The organism is Shewanella pealeana ATCC 700345 (assembly GCF_000018285.1).
GTDB classification, from domain to species: domain Bacteria; phylum Pseudomonadota; class Gammaproteobacteria; order Enterobacterales; family Shewanellaceae; genus Shewanella; species Shewanella pealeana.
Genome location: NC_009901.1, coordinates 2,001,955 through 2,020,618 on the forward strand (window position 1 = coordinate 2,001,955; position 18,664 = coordinate 2,020,618).

The following is an 18,664-nucleotide window of genomic DNA, read 5'->3' on the forward strand; positions in this document are numbered from 1 at the left end:
CTTTGGATGTGCGATTTGTTAGGCCTCAATCAACGCCAATCTATATAATTATCGTCAATTGTTGAAGCACCGAAAGAACGTAATTTTTATGCAAAAAAACTGAAGCTAAAACATAACTTAACTCAGCATATAGCCTCGGCTTCCCCCATGAATTCTCAGAAGCTAATAAACTCCACCCAACCACTTATTGTCGACATTATAGTGGGAATTCATAGTATTTATGTGACAAAAAGGCTAGCCCAACGTAAGGTTGTCGACAAAACAACAAAAGGGAACTTTATGAATTTATACAGCACGCTTGGTTTTTTGAACACAATCTTTATACTCATTAGCTTAATCGGTGTATTTTCTCAACTACAAAAAATATGGAAGAGAAAGAAGGATCTAGAAACAAAAGATAATAGTTCTGAACTACTATCTTTAAATCAATTCTCGGTAAGTTTTTTGGCCTACTTTTCGTTTTTCATCTACGGGTATAGTATCGAACCATTTAACCATTATATCGTTTGGCCTCGGCTTATAGCATCATTACTAGTGGGTCTTATATTATTTGAAATTTGGCAAGACCGAAAAAATAAGTCATCTACAGCTTGTTTATCAGTTGCTATAGCGATCTTCATTCTAGGTAGTTTAGGGCTTAGCTTTGGTAACATTTATACCGACGAAAGCAAATTAATTTCAAGTAGCCTAATTGTTGTTGTCACCTTGCTAATTGCTCAAGGCTATTATCACCAGATTATGTTGATTGCTCGCTCAGGACAAACAGGAGCTGTCGATCTAAGAATGAGTCAATTCATTCTAATGATGGATATCTCAACTATAGCTTTTGCTCTCAGCATGGGATTGAGCGATGGTTGGCCGTTATTCGTTCTTGCAACAGTCAGTGGAATTACTAAACTGAACATCATGTTCTTATTTCGCTGGGTTAGGCTAAGTAAAACCGCTCAGCAACGTAGAAATGCATATTTAGCATTAACTTAACAACAGCATATTGCGGCTTTGTTTCCTAAATTGAATTAACGAACAAAGCCCTCAAATATTCGATCTCTTAACAGCTAAGTAAGTTTCAGACGAGTGTGAAAAGGTGAAAAGCGGGTATTTATGCCTAACCAAAAATAATCAGCAATTGTCATTTATCGATTAGTAAAAGTAGGTCAACTGCCTTTTTACTTATCAGTAGTACTTATCGCCAGTAACACGTAATGGGGGCATTTCCGTGTTAGGTACCAGACAATACAAATCCAAATAAGTACACCAATTACCTAGTGTAGATACAGCTGAAGCCGTCGAAAACAGGGTGAGAGATAACGAAGTTATCAAGCTTTCGAACGAGAGGCAGGATGCCGAACTGGCCTTTAAACACGGATGTTGTTTGTTTTCGTTGAGCCTACAAGGCCAGTTCAGTTCCATACTGAATTTGGCATTCCCTCCGTCCATGGAGGTTAGACGTACTAGCGGCGTGCTTCAGAAGTGTCTGCACATCCCCCGCTGGAGGCGATTAGCAACCATGAAGCGAAAATGTAGAACACACTTCCCCGTAGCCACAGCTCAGAAAAAATGTAATCAGCCTTCATTCGAAGGCTAACTCACCTTGTTGTACTTAGTGAAAGTCTAGCGCTTCGTGGTAGAGTTAGCCTGTAGCTGAATATGTAAACAATTCAGTGGCTAAGAAATTAGGGCTTACCTGTGGGTAAAGTGAAGCCTTATGTTAGGAACGAGAAGCATGGAAACTCGGACATGACGAAACAACATCCATGTTTAAAGCCCTGTTCGGCATCGAATGAAGGAACATATTCGCATATTGTTTGTTACCAATAAGGCCCTAGGTTTGCCGAAGGGGTTTAACTTATGCGGTTTATTTGGTATATTTTATACAATGAGTTCTATGTGATGTAATTTTTAATAAAAAGGTAATATGATGGAAACAAATAACACAGATTGGCGCTATACGGTTATGCCGGCCGTGTTTACATGGCTAAAAGAGTCAGAATCCGGTGCCGTTGAAATAGACCTTGAAGCAACCCAAAAATACGCTGCAGATATTTTAAACGTGCAAGGCAAGGGCGGAAGCAGAATGGGGGGGCTTGTTGGCTCTGGCACTCTAGGTGAGAATAGCTACCTAAGCTCTGATCAGCGTCTTTCTTTACTTAAAGCCCTTTCTGATGTTGCTAAACAATATAATGTTCCATTAATCAGTGGCGCTGCGGCAGAAACTAAAGAAGATCTTGCCAAAATCGTTACAGAACTTGCGACGGTTGGCGTGGATACCGTGATGGTGATGCCACCAAAAACTAAGGAAGCTCCTTCTGATGAAGACATGTACGCGTACTATGAGCTTTCTGCAATAGCTGCAAAAGAGGCTGGCATAACAATTATGCCTTATAACAACCCTGATGCAGCCGGATATCATGCGCTTTCAACAGATATTCTTAGAAAACTTGCTGCTCTACCTGAAGTTACGGCTCTTAAAATATCGACGACAGATGTTTCAACTATTGAAACGCTGATGTTAGAGAACAAAGATTTAAAAATTCTGGCAGGTGTTGACACTGTAACTGTACATGCAGGACTTGCTGGAGCATGCGGTGGCATTACAGGCGTAGGTTGTGTATTCCCAAAAGCCAGTGTATCTATGCAAGAGTATGTTAATAATGGAGAATGGGCTGAGGCAAACAAAATTTCTCAGGCTATGAATTCTATATCCTATCTTGATGCTCAGCCATTGCTTATGGAATATCTTAAGTTTGCTTTTGGAATTCACCACAATGACGCTGATGGCGGTCTTCGTACCCTTGGTAAGAAGTTAACTCAAGAGCAAATTGATGATGTCCGCGCAAGATATCTTCTAGCGAAAGAAAGACTTGAAGTTCTGGGTTTAGCTGACTAATCCTTTCAAATCTTCAAAAAGAGAAAGCTCCGTTTTACGGGGCTTTTTTGTTTGCCTTCGGAATTTAAAAGCGTGCTTAATTTAGAGTGGCTTTCAAGATATTCCTTTTTAATTCTTCTAGCCTTCATTCGAAGGTAAGCATGTTTTTTAAGCTTAATTTCATAAAAGGCTATTAATTCTTATTTAGATCCGCTAAAAATATTGTCACCTTTCAACTGTTATTGAGTGTAATGCAACAAGCCTGTAGCTATAAACCGCATATGAGAGTCGGCGACCAATCCTATCCAGCCTATGAACTGAAAAACCTCATAGGTTACCTTAAGTTGTATTTTTCTCATGAGCTTGTTGAGCAGCTTTATACTGATATTGGAATCGGTGAAGCAGAGCTCATGCTGAGTCAACATGTGTATGTGTGGCAGGTTGATTATGCCATGAGTTACATTCGTAACTTAACTCAAGATGCTGAAGTGGCGGCCAAGGCCGCATCGGCTTATAAGGTTAACGATCTCGAACCCTTGTTGCCCCATTTAGCCCAATTTAAGACGTTAGGTGAATGTTTGCAGTTTGCCGTTTCTCACCCAGAATTGGTTGGCAGTTTTTCTGATACCCTACTTAGAAATAATGATGGCTGTTTGCACGTCAGATGGTTAAACACCAATCGTGTCGATATCGAGCGATACAGCTGCCAATTTCAGCATAGTGTCTGTTCACTGTTAGCCTTTGCTAAGGAGCTGACAGGTGAGGCGATAAGCGTCTCACATCTCGCCCTTGCTGAGCCTTATCGTGAAGCTAAATTTTTAACGGCGCAGTCGGGAACTGAGATCGTATTTGATGCGGAATTTTTCGAGTGGTCGATTGAACACCGCTACCTAGCGCTACCCATTACCTTTGAGTTTGTTGCTGAGCAGGGCGAGCGTTGTATTGATAACTCACGCTCCTATATTGCAGAGCTATTGGCGATTCTACGACAGCAAGCCCCTGCATTACCAAACATGGAGGAGATGGCTGGCTTGCAAAATATTAGCGCTAGAACCTTAAGGCGTAGATTGGCCGCTGCCAACACCAGCTACCAGAAACTGGTGGACCAAGTGCGCTGTCAGATGGCGATTGACTTGATTCTAACTAGCGACTATTCAATCGATGAAATTTCCGATCTCATGGGGTTTGGCGATGTTAGCCATTTTAGACAGAGCTTTAAGCATTGGATTGGTCATCCCCCCGGACACTTTCATAGGCTTAATCGCCCTTTAACGAATTAAAGGGCGCAGTCATTACTTTATTGCTGACAATTACCAAGCTCAGGCGCCATTTCATCAATCCACAGCTCTATGAGTGCTACAGCGTCTGTATGAGCTATGCTACGGCCTATTGGCGGCATTCTATCTTTAGGCTCATTGAGCTCTTGCCTGTAAACCACAATAGAGTGTTCACCATCTGCGGGAATAATGTCATAGGACAAACCCTTTGCGCCGCCATCCCACCCCGGCGGCTGCTTACAAATACCATACTCGAAGCTGGTATGGTCCACGTAAAATCCCAGCCTTAATCCTGAAATGCTGGCAAAACCTTGTGGGTTATGGCAATGGGCGCAGTTAATATCTAAATATCCTTTTGCCCTGATTGTTAATGGTGCAGACTCATCAAATATATCATAGGCTTTGCCAACTTGTGCAAGCTCAGGCAGGTCCGTGAGCAGACCGAGTTGTTGCCATAACATTAGCTGATTAATCTCACTGCCTCGATAAGACACAGGTCTATTGAGTAGGTGAGCCTTTAAGCCAATGGGATCAATACTACTGCTATTATCACCACCCGTTTGATGACAGAGCTTACATTCGGCTCGACTCGGAACATGGTAAGCAAAACTTTGGCTCTCGCCTTTGTGGTTAAGGGTATGAGCTATATCCATACCAGCTTGTTGAAGAGTCGCTTCGCCGTCTTGCCAGATGTAAGGCAGCGTCGTCCAGCCTGCCTCTCGGTGGATCAGTAGTCGTGTTTCAATTAATACTTCATTACCAGCACCCGTTACCTGTGTATCGAAAGGCAGGGAAAAGGTTTTGACTAATACCGTCCCCACTGGCATATCGAACGTCTCTGTGGCGTTATAGCTAAGGCTTTTGCCTTCAGGCACATAGATGAAGCGGTGTTTACTGGCGTAGTTAGAGAAGAGTTGAGTCGATAATTGATACGGGACTCCAGGTAAAATGGGAGAGCTAGTTGGAATGCTTGAGTCGACAAACAGACCATACTGGGCCAATGACTCACAATCCTCATTCATTAAGGCGTCCCAGTTTACCTCGCTGGTGCTCGCTTCGCAGGCGGAGCTCGGATCGGGTGTTGGGTCAGGAGTGGGATCAGGAGTCACGCTCGGCACTTCGCCTTGAACAGCTGTGTCAGCTTGTTCATCTGAGCCACCACAGCTAATTAACGACATAAGTAGCATAAGTAGAGTTAGTTTACGCATACATCACCTACGGCTGTTATACCAATTTGAATTGATTCTAGAGTTAGAAAAAGGCCGGGAGTCCCCGGCCTTTTTATCGATAAGAGCGTTTATGGCTCTTAGTTTTTGATACTAGCTGTGCAAATTAGCAGTGCAAATTAGCTTTGCATGCTAGTTAGAGCAGCTTGCTTGAGGTAGGCGCTTAATCCACTCGTTGATAAGGGCGACACCCTCTGCGTGAGATAAGCTACGACCAATCTCTGGCATTCTGTCACCTGGATCATTTGTCTCCATTCTAAAGTGCAGAATCGACTCCTCAGGCTTACCCGGTACGATATCGTAGCCAAGTGATCCACCGCCATAAGCGACGGGAGACTTACAGGTACCGTGAGATAGACCCGCATCTTCATCGTAGGCTCTCCAGTACTCAAGTTTCAAACCTGTGTTAGAGGCATTACCTTCAGGACGGTGACAATGGGCACAGTTGATGTCTAAGTATCCCTTAGCCGTGTTCATCAGTTCAGTGTCAGACATTGCGGCAAGGTTGATCTCATCGCCATCGTTATAGGCTGGTACTGCATCAACATTTGCTAGCTCTGGTACGCCTTGCAATATGCCAGCTGCTTGCCACTTTAGTAGCTGGTTCATGGTGCCATCACTATAGGTGTAATCCTTATTGAGGTTACGAGCCTTAGTGCCGATAGGGGCGAACTTAGCAGGGCTGTCAGCATCGGCTTTCAACTGATGGCACTGTTTACACTGGTTCATGCTTGGTACGACATAGTCAAACTCCATGTCTGTGCCATTGTGCATGACGCTTTTACCTTGGATAGCTCCAGCTTTAGCTAGTACAGCGTCAGATTTTTCGGCATTCCAGACATAGGGGAGGGCAGTCCATCCGGTTTCACGCTTGATCAATAGGCGAGTTTCAACCAGTTCTTCGTTCGCAATGCCACGTTTGTTGGTGTCAGCTGGTAGAGCGAAAGACTTGACGATAACGCTACCTACAGGGAACTCGAATGACTCGTGCTCTGAGTAGCTGGCTTTTTGACCTTCAGGTACAAATACATAGCGATACTTACTCGAATAATCGGTAAATAGCTGGGTATTCATATCGTAAGGCATACCGCCCGAGTTGGGCGCATCCGCAGGGTTCTTCATGTCAGCGAATAGATTGTAGTCAGACAGGTTAGGGCAGTTGGCTTTTAGTAATGCGTCCCAAGAGGCATTAGAGCCCTCGGCCATACACAGACTAAGATCGCCATCACCATCTAGGCCACCTTCGTTTTCGCCGATGCTGCCACCGCCGCCAACTTGATTACCGCCATCACAGCCTTCGGTTTCGTCATCGACGCCACAACCGAAGATTTGCTCTCCAAAGGTCACGGTATGTACAGGCAGACTCACCTGCTGGCAATCCATGATGTCGCTTTGGGTTTTCTCAAATAGAAATTCAGGGCTGGCCATATCGGTATTGTCATTTGCGTATAAACGTCCAAACGAGACATCACCATTATTGCTGGCACAGATATTATCGCTACCATCTGCTGCAAATGGCAGTTCTTTAAGCCCTAAATAAGCCGCAGTACCATTGTTAGAAAGTAGTTCACCTAAGCCATCGTAAAGTACTCCAGGGAACTGACCGTGGGTAAACAGGTAGCCTTTGATAATATCATCGATAAGATAACCGTTTGGCTTTTGGCCATAGCCTTCAATCACATTATCGTGAATATAGATATTGCGTGGGGTTGGACGCCAGCCATCTTCGATGGGTTGACCTGGCTGGCCATAGTTGGCGACAAAGGTTGAGATATCAGGTTCGGCGATGAAGAAACTTGAGATAGTTACACCCATGGTATCGTGGTTGGTTATCTCGTTGTTGAAGATCTCCACGTCATCGGTCGAGAGGATAATCATACCGGTTCCGGGCGGAACAATATGAACCCCAGCTGGGTTGGCTGAAGCGTTAGCAAAGTTTTTAGTATTGTTGTCAAAGATCTTGTTATTGAATATACGTACGCTCGAGCCGTATCTGTGGTTACCAATAGGTAAATCGAATACCAAAATACCACCGGTATTGCCCATGGCTTCGTTGTCATAGACATCGGCGTATTTTGAGTTTTCAATCTCAATACCAGCAACGTTTTCTTTAGCGATATTGCGACGCACCACAATATATTCGGATTGACCCACGTAAATACCTGCATCGGCACTACCACGAACATAGGTGTCTTCGATAAGAATGTTTTCACATTCTACCGGGTAGAGGCCGTATGCACCGTTGCCTTCATCCAGCTCACCTTCCCAAACAGTCGCTAGGCGGCGAAGGATGATGCCGTTGGTGTTTTTAAGCTTAATGCCGTTGTTCTTGGCTTCATTTACCGACAGGTCTTGAATGATAATGTTGAGCGCGTTCTGAACAAAAATACCGTCGCCCGAGTTAGCTTTAGAGAAGTCTAGAACCGTCTCTTCCATGCCGTAGCCCATGATAGTCACGTTTTTTGCGTAACTGCCGTCGCCGTCTACATCGCCATCAAATAGGAGTGTCGATGCAATTTCAAAGTTACCTTTTGGCAGCACAATGACATCGTCACTCTGTGCGTTGATCAAGGCTTCTTGAATACGTATGGTTAAGTTTTCACCCGCTTCAATCATGATGGCACCATCAGGGAAGGTAGGGCCGGGTTCTGGCGTCGGTGCGACAACAGCAGTGTCATCTTCGACTACGTTGGGTTCGTCATCGTCTGATGAACAAGCTCCTAGGCTTATTGCTACAGCACTGGCTATCAAGGTAGGCATAAGCCATGAAGGTTTCTTGTTGAGCATAGCGTCTCCAAAATTATTTTTATTATGCGACTACTAGATTGCACTGGCGTACAAGATAAGCAATGTGAAATGTGGACAACAATTCATTAACATTGTGTTATCAATTGTTTTTTTTGGACGGATTAAACGAAGTGGAATGGCTTAACTACTGAAAAATAATGTGAACAAAGTCACATTAAAACGCGCGTATGGAAATGTAGAGAACTAAAAAATCACTTCAACAATTTACCGACTAGTGACTGGTATAGTGGGCAAAAAAAAATCCCTGCCATGGCTCATAGCAGGGATCTTGTTTGACGTTTAAGCTTTGCTTACCTGTGTTTAAACTTAAGGTGAAGCAACGAAATTATAGATCGATACCAAAACCGACTATAAACTGATAATCGTCTTGCTTAGGCATAAAGCCGCTAGAGTCTGGCTGTGGATTATTGATGCGGTCCCAAACTACAGAAAGGTCTAGGTCAAACATGCTGGTTAACTCTATCTCTAGCGTTGCAATAGCATGATGAGTGTAGCCACCCGATTTTTCATTACCATACTGGATACGGTATAGGGTGTTGAAATCGATATCGCTGGTGATCTCGGTATCATAAACCGTTTCAATTACCATGGCGGCACTACCATCATCAATTTTCTCGCCCTCAGCTACTTCATCAAAACGCGTGTAGGTATATGCAGGACCGCCACTGATACTCCATTCGGTTTTGGAGTTATCTATGATGTTATAACCGAGAACCGAGTGTGGTTCGATAATCGATGTTTGAGAAGGGATCTTTATAGATCTCAGCAAACACAGGTCTTAGGTAGAATTGCTTTGAAATAAACCAGTCAAAGTTAGTGTTGATACGGTGATTATTGATGCGGTTTTCGCCATCGGTCTTAGAGTAGTTACCGATATAATCTAGGTTAAAACGCGACTCTGTGGTGCGGCGAATGGTTTTGGCCAGTGCGCTATAATCGATTTGATCTGTATTACCACTGCGAAAATTGGCACCTAAAGTTATCTTACTCGACCAATAGTTGGCTTCCGATTGATCGCCGGCAATAATCGTCATGATTTGTGAGTTATCGAACTCTTCACCATTAATATACGACTTACCATTTTCTACCAGAAGGCGGCCTGTTTTAGTACTAAGATCGGTGAAACCTATGCTGACTAGTCGGCTACTCTGTAGTACTTTTACGTCTTCCCAGTCGATATAGAGAGTATCGAGTTCATCACTTTCAAACTCTAACTTATCATCATAAAGGTTTTTAATTTCGCCTTTTAAGAGTTCCAGTGAAGTCAGTTGTAACCAATCGTATTTTACATCTGCCGGTGGATAAAGATCCGCCGGTGTTACTGACTGCTGAGGAGTGACTTGTGTGGTTGTGATGTCTTCTGCAGAAAATGCAGAACTAGAGTAAATAGCCGCAAGGCAGGTCGCGGTGATAAGTGTATAGCGCATCTGTTATTCCATTAAATCGTCCTGAATTACAACTGTCCTATGGCTGACTTTATTATGTTGAGATCAGCTTTGAATAAGATACGAACTTGCGTGTCAGGTTAAGTATTAAACAATTGGTACAATGATTTAATGATGATTATAAAGCCTGCTCAAACCATGGCAACATAAACTCGGCAATTGCTGGTTGCGCTTTTTGATTAGGATGGATGCCATCTCTTTGCATTAAAGTTGAATCCGTGACGATTTGCTCCATGAAAAATGGCATCAGGGTAACCCCATGCTCTTCTGCAAGTTCTTTATAAACAGTACTAATTTGCGATGCGTATCTTGGGCCATAGTTAGGTGGCACCATAATTTCGCTCAGCAAAATTGTGATCTGCTGAGCTTTGGCAAGCTCAATAATTTTTGTAAGATTGTTTTTCAATTGCTTCGGGGGAAAACCACGCAAACCATCGTTGCCGCCGAGTTCGACTAATAGCAGCTTAGGCTGCGCAGAATCAAGCAGTGCGGGTAGTCTACGCAAACCGCCAGCCGATGTTTCACCGCTCACCGAACCATTTATGATGCTGTGTTCGGGCATTTTTTCTCGTAATAGTTGTACCCAACCTTGATCTTCAGGCATGCCATAACTTGCACTTAGGCTATCACCTAGGATTAATATAGGGGCAGCATTCAGCCCAAAACTGCTGAAAACCAATAATAAGAGCAAACCGCCGAGTCGGTTTTTGAAGTCGAAGAAGGATCCTATGTCTGAAAATAGTGCCATAACCGTAAGTCACCTAGTTAAATCAGTTGTTACTCAAGAGGGAGAACTGACTATCCTCAACGGCATTAATATGGATGTCAAGCATGGCGAGAGTGTGGCTATCCTTGGACCTTCCGGTTCAGGTAAATCGACCTTGCTCGGATTGCTTGCAGCACTCGACTCACCATCGAGTGGTTCAATAAAGCTCGATGGTGTCGCGTTAGAACAGTTAAACGAAGAGTCGAAGGCTGCACTGCGAAAGCAAAAAGTGAGCTTTATTTTTCAGTCTTTTATGTTGGTCGATACATTAAATGCGCTTGAGAACGTGATGCTGCCAGCCGAGCTCGCTGGTGTGGCTAAGGCGAAAGAAAAGGCCGAGGCCATGCTAGAGCGGGTGGGCTTAAGTCATCGACTGACTCATTTTCCGAATCAGTTATCTGGCGGTGAGCAGCAAAGAGTGGCGATTGCCAGAGCCTTTATTTGCGAGCCTAAGGTGCTGTTTGCCGATGAGCCGACAGGGAATCTAGACTCGGCCAATAGCGATAAGATTGCCGACATGCTGTTTGAGCTGAATCGAGAGAGTGATACGACTTTAGTACTCGTCACTCATGATATGGAGCTTGCGAGCCGCTGTCAGCGCCAATTCATCATGGATTCAGGCCGCTTGAATGAAAAACTTACTGAGCAGCCGCTTAACCTGAAAACGGCTACAGAGGTAACAGAAGAGGCTAGCGCATGGAGTTAAGTTTAGCTTGGCGATTGTTTAAGAGGGAACTATCTCAGGGGCAACTGTTGTTGATCATTCTTGCTATTACCTTGGCGGTATTATCGGTGACAGGCCTTGCGAGTGTCAGCGAGCGTTTGCAGTTAGCAATTAATGGTCAGGCGTCTAAGTTTATTGCAGCCGACCGCATTATCGATTCGCCCAATGAGATAAACCCTCAAGTGCTGCAGTTAGCAGACAAAAATGGTCTCTCTCGCGTTGGCAGCATGCAGTTCAACTCTATGGTTTATGCTGGCGATGCATTCCAATTGGTCACAGTAAGAGCGGTTGAGCAAGGATACCCACTCAAGGGGGATATTGAGCTAAGTGGCGGTAAAGCTCAGGGCTTACCTAAGGCCAATACCATTTGGTTTGAAACTCGCTTAGGCGGGCTATTAGGTTACCCCGAGCAGATTGAACTCGGTAATGCTAACTTTGCTCTATCTCAGGAGATCATTCGCCTTCCTGATGCGGGCTTTAATCCGTTTGCGTCATCTCCCGTGGTGTTGATGCGTATCGAAGATGTGGCGCAAACTCAAGTGATCCAGCCTGGAAGCCGCGTCACCTATCGATACCAGTTTACCGGTGATAGCCAGCAGCTAACGGCATTTGAGCAACAAGCAAAGCCGCTGCTGAACACTAGTCAGCGCTGGGTCGATGTGCAATCTGGGGACTCGCCAATTGCAGGGGCTGTAAAACGTGCAGAGCGATTCTTATTGTTAGCCAGTCTGTTAGGTATTGCGCTTGCCTGTGCGGCCATAGGTATTGCAGCGCAAAGATACTGTCAGCGCCATTATGACGTGGTGGCCATGCTGAAAACCTTTGGCGCTTCGGCGAAGCAGATACGAGTGCTATTTGGTACGCATCTGCTGCTGGTTACCGCCGTTGGCGTGGTGCTTGGCTTGTTAGGAGGTTTTGCCCTTGATAGGGGGATCACTGCATTCTTACCGGCAGAGATAGCTTCATATTCGCCACCGATTATGCGGCCAATTATGCTTGGTTTAGGCACTGGCTTTATCAGCGCCTTTATGTTCTCGGCATACCCACTAATGCGCTTGTTGGCAATTCCGCCTCTAAGGGTGTTACAACGTCAGCTAGAGGGGCTGCAATTAGGCATGTGGTTGCATCTTATTTTAAGCCTGAGTGCTATGGCACTACTGGGTTACCTCTATTCACAAAGCTTGGCATTAACCTTAACCGTTGTTGCAGCGGTATTGCTGCTTGGCGTGTTATTGAGTGTATTGGGCTTTTTCATGATCCGTTTGGGCCATAGTGTCGGCATGAAAACCACTAATCCTTTGCAGCTGGCGCTCGCAGGCCTTAGACGCCGAGCCAAACAAAATGCGGTACAACTGGTCGGATTTAGTAGTGCCTTAGTATTGCTGCTGACGATTTTGGCGCTAAGGCAAGACTTGTTACAGGAGTGGCAAAAGCAGCTACCTGAAAACTCGCCAAATTATTTCTTGGTTAATATTGCGCCAGAAGAAACGCAAACAATTTCAGACTTCTTGGCGCCTCACCTGAAATCATCACCGATTATTTATCCTGTCATTCGCGGTCGTTTAACCGAGATAAATGGTGAGGAGTTGATCTCTAGCGCGCAAAAGCAAGATGGGCTAGAGGGGAGAGTCGGGATTTCCCGTGAGCTTAACCTAACCTATCAAGAAAGCTTACCGCCCAATAACGAGATCTTAGAGGGCAGCTTTAATCAAGATAAGTTTGATGTCTCGGTAGAGTCTGGCGTGGCAGAAAGGCTTGGCTTATCGATAGGCGACAACTTAACTTACACCATAGATAACCAATCGCTAACGGTTAAGGTTGCCAGTATTCGCGCGGTGCACTGGGAAACATTGCAACCCAATTTCTTTATGATTTTTACAAAAGAGGCGTTAGCATCCTTTGCCTATACCTCGATGTCGAGTTTTCACTTAGATGACTCTCAACGAGGGCTTATTCTGGATTTGATCAAGCAGTTTCCGACTGTATCTATCATTGATGTCGGCGCGATGGTGAGTCAGCTCAGGCAAATAATCGATCAAGTCTCACTGTCATTGTCTCTGGTGTTGGTCTTAGTGTTGCTGGCGAGTGCGCTCGTGATGATAGCGCAAACAGAAGCGGGCATGGCGACAAGACAAAGAGAGCTTGCGGTATTGCGTACCTTTGGCGCATCTGGATGGCTGCTGCGCGCTGCTACAGGGCTTGAGTTTGCTTTGTTAGGGACCATAGCGGGTATTTTAGCGGTGGTTGTCGCGGAGTTCACTCTATACCTGTTAAAGACTCAGGTGTTTGAGCTTAATGTATACATGCATTGGCCGTGGTGGGGGATAGCTCCGTTATGTGGCGGTTTGGTGGTTGCTTTGCTGGGAATATGGCGTTGTAGGCAACTATTAAATAAGTCCTGTGGTGAGTTACTTAAAGCGCACTAATATAATGTTAACTTGTCATCAAAAAGGGATAGCTTAGCTATCCCTTTTTGATTTTTAATCTGTCAGCCGTTTATTTAGCAGGGTAATATTAACTGAATAACTGTTTGAATGCGGCCTCAAGCTCTGGGTACTTAAACTCGAATCCCGATGCCAAGGTGCGTTTAGGCAAGACATATTGCCCTTCAATTAATAGGCTCGACATCTCACCTAGAATGAGTTTTAAGGCAAATGCCGGCACCGGAATAAAAGCCGGTCGATTGAGTGCCTGGCCAAGGGCTTGGGTAAACAGACTGTTGCTAATTGGATTGGGGGCGCAGCCGTTATATACGCCCTCACAATCAGGGTGATTGAGTAGGTGGATGAACAGGTTAACCAGATCGGTTTGATGGATCCAACTCATGCCTTGCATCCCATCGGCAATTGGGCCGCCAAGACCTAATTTAAATGCCGGGAGCATCTTAGCCAAAGCGCCACCATGAGTGCCAAGTACCAGTCCAATACGAATAATACATACTCGGGTCTGCTCACTCTTTGCCTTTAGTGCGCCATCTTCCCAGCGATGACAAACTTGATGGGTAAATTCAGATCTATTAGTACGACTGGGCTGATAGCTCTCATCGACACTGTTTTGCTCTTGATTACCATAATAACCTACGGCAGAGGCGCTTATCAGGGTATGAGGTGGTGTGGCGCTTTTTAGGATCAGTGAAGAGAGTTGCTCGGTGATCGACCAACGACTTTCGCAGATAGCAAGCCGTTGCTTTCCGGTCCAGCGTTTTGAGGCGATGGGCTCTCCGGCCAAATTAATAACCGAATCGAAGGTATCTAAGTCGTTGAGTTCATCCAATGAATTTAAATAACGATGCTTAGCGCCCAGTTTAATGGACGCATGCAACGGATCACGGCTGAGAATGGTTAATTGATGTAGAGGTGCTAGGGCGCTGACCAGTTGTGTACCGATAAATCCACTGGCGCCAGTCATTAATATATTCATAGGCTCAAATAGATACAATGTAAGTTAAAGGTCTTGCTGTCAGCACGCTAGATTGTGACTGTTAAAGCGGTGCTTTTTGATAGCACAGCTCTAGTGAGACAGAATCTGCAAACCGCAGCGCGTATGGCTTGTCAATTTCGACCTTGGCAAAATCAACCCACGGATGTTCACTTGCGATCTCCAATACTTGGCCTGTCAGGTTTTCAAGTAAAGAAAAGCGGTTGTTTTCAACTAAAGCAATGATCTTTTTCGTAATCGTGCGATAATTCAGAGCATCATCCATATTGTCACTGTTTCTGGCCTTATCTGCACAGTAATGAATAACAGTATTTATGGTGACATCTTGCTTATTTTGTATTTCGTCTTCTTTGATCCCAATGTAGGTGCGTAGCCTTAGGTTTTTTATACGGATCACGGCGATTTCTGGTTTCATATAAAACGATGTCCCTATTGCAGTGTATGTTAGAAGCAGTTTATATAACCCTATCAATATTATAGTGAATCAAGAAGGATTTTATTGTAATGAGACGATTTGAGAGTCAAGGCGTAGCCTTTAAAGGCTTCGCTATTTCAGCGTTTATTGTTGTTATTTTAGCGGGTATTAAAGCCGCGAGCCCGATTGTTGTGCCTTTTGTACTGTCAGTGTTTATCGCAGTGATCTGTAATCCAATGATCAGTTGGATGACGCGTCACCGTGCACCCCGTGGTCTGGCCGTGCTGTTGCTGATGGTTTTTATCGTGTTGATGGGGTTATGGCTAGCCTCGGTGGTGGGGACTTCGATTAATGAATTTTCGAAACAACTGCCATTGTATCGCGATCAATTAATTGAGCAGTTTTCCTGGGTTGTAGAGAAACTAGCGGCGTTTAATATTCAAATCTCAAAAGAACAGATTTTGGCTTATTTTGACCCCGGCGTAGCCCTGTCGATGACCACTAACATGTTGTCAGGCGTGGGTAGTGTGATGGCAAACTTGTTCTTAATTATTTTGACCGTAGTCTTTATCCTATTTGAGTCGAATGGATTCTCGACCAAGATGCACCTAGCGTTAGACGATCCAGATATGCGCTTAAAGCAGGTTGACCGATTCTTAAATTCTGTTAATCAATATATGGTGATTAAGACGTTAGTCAGCTTAGCTACGGGCCTTATTATTGGTGTTGGTCTTTACTTTATCGGTGTCGACTATGCCTTGTTGTGGGGCGTTATCGCATTCCTGTTTAACTATATTCCAAATATTGGTTCTATTATTGCTGCAATTCCATCGGTACTGTTGGCGTTTATCCAATTAGGCCCTGGAGCTGCTGGTGGGGTTGCGTTGTTGTACTTAGGTACAAATATGGTGATGGGCAATGCGGTTGAACCACGATATATGGGTAAAGGCTTAGGCCTGTCTACCTTAGTGGTATTTCTATCATTAATCTTCTGGGGCTGGTTATTAGGATCAGTTGGCATGTTGTTATCGGTGCCATTGACCATGATTGTTAAAATCGCCTTAGAATCTAGCTCAGGTGGCCGTTGGTTAGCAGTATTACTTGGAGACGATGTATCTGAAGAACAGTTACAAGTAGCGAAAGTTATCGCTAATGCTCCAGTGGAGAGTAAGCAGCTAGAAAACTCTCAATTAGAGCAATCTCGAGTAGAGAGCGAGCAGCAAGACAGTAATTCGTAAAAATAGTGAAAAGTGAGTTTGATGCAGTTATTTATTGAAGCAGTAAAGCAGGTTGATTTTCCTGAAGACGTGACTCGTTTATTTCATGGGCGAGGAGGGCGTTTTTCTGGCTGTGAACACTTGTGTTTGGATTGGTATTCACCTGTGGTGCTATTGACCAGTTTTAAGGTATTAGAAAGTGCAGAGCGTGATGCGTTATGTGCGGCTATTGAGCAGCGTTGGTTTGAGCTTAGAGGCGATGAGCCGCTCAATCTGGTTTTTCAATATCGTCGTGGCGGTGAAACTCACACCGAAATACTTAAAGGTGAAGTCCCAGTAAAGCATATCGTAACTGAAAATGGTGCTTGTTTTCAGGTGCATTTGTTACGCGGTCAAAACCACGGCTTATTTCTAGATATGGCAAACGGTCGTCAATGGGTACGTGAACACAGTGCCCAGAAGAAAGTACTGAACCTATTTGCCTATACTTGTGGTTTTTCAGTTGCAGCACTGCAAGGTAAAGCTGATGAAGTTGTGAATATCGACATGAGTAAAGGGGCGCTGTCTATTGGAAAGCAAAACCATATACTCAACGATTTCAAAGCTGGTGCACGCTTTCTTGGTCATGACATATTTAAATCATGGGGTAAGCTGACAAAGTTAGGGCCTTATGATTTGATTATTGCCGATCCACCAAGCAATCAAAAAGGCAGCTTTGTTGCGACTAAAGATTATGCTCGTTTGCTCAAGAGACTTCCTGAGTTGTTAAGTGATGACGGCGATATGCTGCTTTGCTTAAATGCGCCAGAGTTGAGTATCGAGTTCTTAATGGATCAGGTAAAAGAGTACAGCCCAAGCCTAGTGTTTTGTGAGCAGCTTGAAAATCCAGCTGTGTTTGCAGACGTGGATCCTAACAAAGCCCTTAAAGTGCTGCGATATCGAAAGCAGTGCTAGCTAGTTAAAGTGAGTTTCTTGAAGGCCAAACATGATGTTTGGCCTTTTTTATGGCTTATCTTGTTGGTATATTTTTTCGACGTTAAAAAGCCCCTGTTAAGTATTTTTTTGAATTAAAAACTGAAAGTCTTTCATCTTGCATGACGTTTTGACTGGTTATTTCATGGTTTTATGTGAGTTTTAGCTGTTTTTTGTATCGCATTCTGAAAGTTTTTTGTAAGTCGGTTGGCAAAGCTGTTATAATCGCCATTAAAGACAATGCATAATTGGCATGTTTTAAAAAAAGGCAAAATGTCACACTATTGATGACATGCCTTTGTCCCCTACACCTTAATCAAAGATCCGGAGTCATTATGGAAATTCAGGAATATGAAGGCGCATATTACCAACTACAAGATGAGATGTTAGAGTCTCTACCAGTTGAGATGGATGAAGAAGCATTTTTAGATTAAGGAAAATCGCTTAAAGCCAGTAGATACTGGTTTTAATACTAAAATAGCAACCACTTGGGTTGCTATTTTTTGTTAGGGGCTTGAAAGCGTCACTGCAGAGTATACCTGTTGGTATTAACCGTTCACCTGACGTTTCTCAGGCATGATCTCGACTATTATCCATTTATCATTGCGTTTATGTAGGCGTATAGTCCGATCATCAATCCAATCCTGGCCACCGCGTAGTCCTTTAATTTTTACTATGACAGTCACATCGTCGGTAAACTTACGAAAGAAATCGATATCAACTTCATCAACTTCAAGCTGTACATCTGTCATCGATAGGTTTAATACATAGCGCTGTACCGATGAGGCAATATAATAGTGGCCTAAGATCTCTTTGAGCGAGTCATTGACATAGAGTTTGGCTTTTTCTACATCCCTATCAACGTAAATGGCGTTTAAAAAGCCCAGAGAGCTTAACTCGGGTGAACGAAGTGATACCTTATCTGAACTGTGTGTATCATCGCTATGCTGTTCTGAGGGGCTACAAGCGGCTAGCGTTAAAAGCACTGCTGCAAAAAGTACAGATTTAATCATAATATCGAAGATAATGAATTTTATGCAGTATCACGATTATTGTAGATTAACGCAAGATTTTCATTTTGATCGAGTGAAAAGCTTGACCTCGAGAAAGATCTAAGGCATATCTGTATGAATAACTTATTTAGGTTATCCACAGAATCTGTGGACAAGTATGTTGACGACTATTTTTAACTTGGGTAAGTTGCTGATATATAAAAAGTAAATCTGCTGGTTATTTTTTGTCACATTTCTGCGTAATGCTGTTTCCCCTTAAATTTGTCTCCCATAGCCCTTCGATATTACGCCCGGTAAAGATCTAGCGATCATTTAGCGTACACTCTCTGCTAGTGCTCTTGTGTCTTGGATATTACTGCTTTCGATAGTTTGGTTTTGTTATAGCAGTTAACCCTTTATTTCTGTTGTTACTAAATTTCTGCTAGATCTGTTTGAATCGATTAGCTGTGTGAGTATTTATAGCAATCAGTATAAGAAGAGACTGTGGCGTCAATAGC

General features: G+C 43.9%; 15 protein-coding genes. 7 read left to right on the plus strand and 8 right to left on the minus strand.

Translation table 11 applies throughout. The features are described 5' to 3' along the window. Positions 1-279: 279 nt before the first annotated feature. The 3 genes from SPEA_RS08705 (at position 280) to SPEA_RS08715 (ending at position 4,146) form a co-directional block, all read left to right on the plus strand. Positions 280-981 carry a hypothetical protein gene (locus tag SPEA_RS08705; protein WP_012154899.1) on the plus strand — a complete coding sequence of 234 codons (702 nt, stop codon included), beginning with the start codon at positions 280-282 and terminating at the stop codon, positions 979-981. A gap of 937 nt (positions 982-1,918) precedes the next feature. Continuing rightward, a complete protein-coding gene (locus SPEA_RS08710; RefSeq protein WP_012154900.1) occupies positions 1,919-2,887 on the plus strand; it encodes a dihydrodipicolinate synthase family protein in 969 nt (322 codons plus the stop codon). Between the two features lie 230 nt (positions 2,888-3,117). Next, positions 3,118-4,146 (plus strand): helix-turn-helix domain-containing protein, encoded by a 1,029-nt coding sequence (locus SPEA_RS08715; RefSeq protein WP_012154901.1) that lies wholly within the window; start codon positions 3,118-3,120, stop codon positions 4,144-4,146. A gap of 17 nt (positions 4,147-4,163) precedes the next feature. Here SPEA_RS08715 and SPEA_RS08720 read toward each other — a convergent pair whose 3' ends face one another. The 5 genes from SPEA_RS08720 to SPEA_RS08735 all read right to left on the minus strand — a co-directional run bounded on the left by SPEA_RS08720 (position 4,164) and on the right by SPEA_RS08735 (position 10,370). Then, complete coding sequence (locus SPEA_RS08720; protein WP_012154902.1) at positions 4,164-5,351, minus strand: SO2930 family diheme c-type cytochrome; 1,188 nt, start codon at positions 5,349-5,351, stop codon at positions 4,164-4,166. A gap of 150 nt (positions 5,352-5,501) precedes the next feature. After that, the gene (locus SPEA_RS08725; RefSeq protein ID WP_012154903.1) at positions 5,502-8,156 is read right to left on the minus strand and encodes a parallel beta-helix domain-containing protein; all 2,655 of its coding nucleotides are present in this window, start codon (positions 8,154-8,156) and stop codon (positions 5,502-5,504) included. 346 nt (positions 8,157-8,502) lie between these two features. Further along, entirely contained in the window at positions 8,503-8,946 is a 444-nt protein-coding gene (locus SPEA_RS23435) for a DUF481 domain-containing protein (protein WP_263053342.1), read from the minus strand. Beyond that, positions 8,879-9,604: a DUF481 domain-containing protein gene (locus SPEA_RS23440; protein WP_263053343.1), complete on the minus strand. Its 726-nt coding sequence runs from the start codon at positions 9,602-9,604 to the stop codon at positions 8,879-8,881. The genes SPEA_RS23435 and SPEA_RS23440 overlap by 68 nt, the downstream gene beginning before the upstream one ends. Before the next feature lie 136 nt (positions 9,605-9,740). Continuing rightward, positions 9,741-10,370 carry an arylesterase gene (locus tag SPEA_RS08735; protein ID WP_012154904.1) on the minus strand — a complete coding sequence of 210 codons (630 nt, stop codon included), beginning with the start codon at positions 10,368-10,370 and terminating at the stop codon, positions 9,741-9,743. On the opposite strand from SPEA_RS08735, the gene SPEA_RS08740 reads away from it, so the two are divergent. Beyond that, complete coding sequence (locus SPEA_RS08740) at positions 10,351-11,094, plus strand: ABC transporter ATP-binding protein (protein ID WP_012154905.1); 744 nt, start codon at positions 10,351-10,353, stop codon at positions 11,092-11,094. The two genes, SPEA_RS08735 and SPEA_RS08740, sit on opposite strands and share 20 nt — an antisense overlap. Then, the gene (locus SPEA_RS08745) at positions 11,085-13,538 is read left to right on the plus strand and encodes an ABC transporter permease (RefSeq protein WP_012154906.1); all 2,454 of its coding nucleotides are present in this window, start codon (positions 11,085-11,087) and stop codon (positions 13,536-13,538) included. The genes SPEA_RS08740 and SPEA_RS08745 overlap by 10 nt, the downstream gene beginning before the upstream one ends. An 88-nt stretch (positions 13,539-13,626) precedes the next feature. On the opposite strand, the gene SPEA_RS08750 is transcribed toward SPEA_RS08745, so the two are convergent. Beyond that, positions 13,627-14,532 carry a TIGR01777 family oxidoreductase gene (locus tag SPEA_RS08750; protein WP_012154907.1) on the minus strand — a complete coding sequence of 302 codons (906 nt, stop codon included), beginning with the start codon at positions 14,530-14,532 and terminating at the stop codon, positions 13,627-13,629. A gap of 61 nt (positions 14,533-14,593) precedes the next feature. After that, on the minus strand, positions 14,594-14,965 hold the full coding sequence (folX, locus tag SPEA_RS08755; protein ID WP_012154908.1) for a dihydroneopterin triphosphate 2'-epimerase: 372 nt from the start codon (positions 14,963-14,965) through the stop codon (positions 14,594-14,596). A gap of 89 nt (positions 14,966-15,054) precedes the next feature. On the opposite strand from folX, the gene SPEA_RS08760 reads away from it, so the two are divergent. Both SPEA_RS08760 and SPEA_RS08765 read left to right on the plus strand, forming a co-directional pair. Then, the gene (locus SPEA_RS08760; RefSeq protein WP_012154909.1) at positions 15,055-16,203 is read left to right on the plus strand and encodes an AI-2E family transporter; all 1,149 of its coding nucleotides are present in this window, start codon (positions 15,055-15,057) and stop codon (positions 16,201-16,203) included. Positions 16,204-16,224: 21 nt separating this feature from the next. Then, positions 16,225-17,136, plus strand: coding sequence for a class I SAM-dependent methyltransferase (locus tag SPEA_RS08765; RefSeq protein ID WP_012154910.1), 912 nt, complete (start codon positions 16,225-16,227; stop codon positions 17,134-17,136). 566 nt (positions 17,137-17,702) lie between these two features. On the opposite strand, the gene SPEA_RS08770 is transcribed toward SPEA_RS08765, so the two are convergent. After that, on the minus strand, positions 17,703-18,167 hold the full coding sequence (locus SPEA_RS08770) for a hypothetical protein (RefSeq protein ID WP_012154911.1): 465 nt from the start codon (positions 18,165-18,167) through the stop codon (positions 17,703-17,705). Between the last annotated feature and the right edge of the window lie 497 nt (positions 18,168-18,664).

What these genes read in the sequence shown, in the direction of transcription:
- SPEA_RS08705 (WP_012154899.1), top strand. Translation starts at nt 280, where the DNA reads ATGAATTTATACAGCACGCTTGGTTTTTTGAACACAATCTTTATACTC.
- SPEA_RS08710 (WP_012154900.1), top strand. Translation starts at nt 1,919, where the DNA reads ATGGAAACAAATAACACAGATTGGCGCTATACGGTTATGCCGGCCGTG.
- SPEA_RS08715 (WP_012154901.1), top strand. Translation starts at nt 3,118, where the DNA reads ATGCAACAAGCCTGTAGCTATAAACCGCATATGAGAGTCGGCGACCAA.
- SPEA_RS08720 (WP_012154902.1), bottom strand. Translation starts at nt 5,351, where the DNA reads ATGCGTAAACTAACTCTACTTATGCTACTTATGTCGTTAATTAGCTGT.
- SPEA_RS08725 (WP_012154903.1), bottom strand. Translation starts at nt 8,156, where the DNA reads ATGCTCAACAAGAAACCTTCATGGCTTATGCCTACCTTGATAGCCAGT.
- SPEA_RS23440 (WP_263053343.1), bottom strand. Translation starts at nt 9,604, where the DNA reads ATGCGCTATACACTTATCACCGCGACCTGCCTTGCGGCTATTTACTCT.
- SPEA_RS08740 (WP_012154905.1), top strand. Translation starts at nt 10,351, where the DNA reads ATGTCTGAAAATAGTGCCATAACCGTAAGTCACCTAGTTAAATCAGTT.
- SPEA_RS08735 (WP_012154904.1), bottom strand. Translation starts at nt 10,370, where the DNA reads ATGGCACTATTTTCAGACATAGGATCCTTCTTCGACTTCAAAAACCGA.
- SPEA_RS08745 (WP_012154906.1), top strand. Translation starts at nt 11,085, where the DNA reads ATGGAGTTAAGTTTAGCTTGGCGATTGTTTAAGAGGGAACTATCTCAG.
- SPEA_RS08750 (WP_012154907.1), bottom strand. Translation starts at nt 14,532, where the DNA reads ATGAATATATTAATGACTGGCGCCAGTGGATTTATCGGTACACAACTG.
- folX (WP_012154908.1), bottom strand. Translation starts at nt 14,965, where the DNA reads ATGAAACCAGAAATCGCCGTGATCCGTATAAAAAACCTAAGGCTACGC.
- SPEA_RS08760 (WP_012154909.1), top strand. Translation starts at nt 15,055, where the DNA reads ATGAGACGATTTGAGAGTCAAGGCGTAGCCTTTAAAGGCTTCGCTATT.
- SPEA_RS08765 (WP_012154910.1), top strand. Translation starts at nt 16,225, where the DNA reads ATGCAGTTATTTATTGAAGCAGTAAAGCAGGTTGATTTTCCTGAAGAC.
- SPEA_RS08770 (WP_012154911.1), bottom strand. Translation starts at nt 18,167, where the DNA reads ATGATTAAATCTGTACTTTTTGCAGCAGTGCTTTTAACGCTAGCCGCT.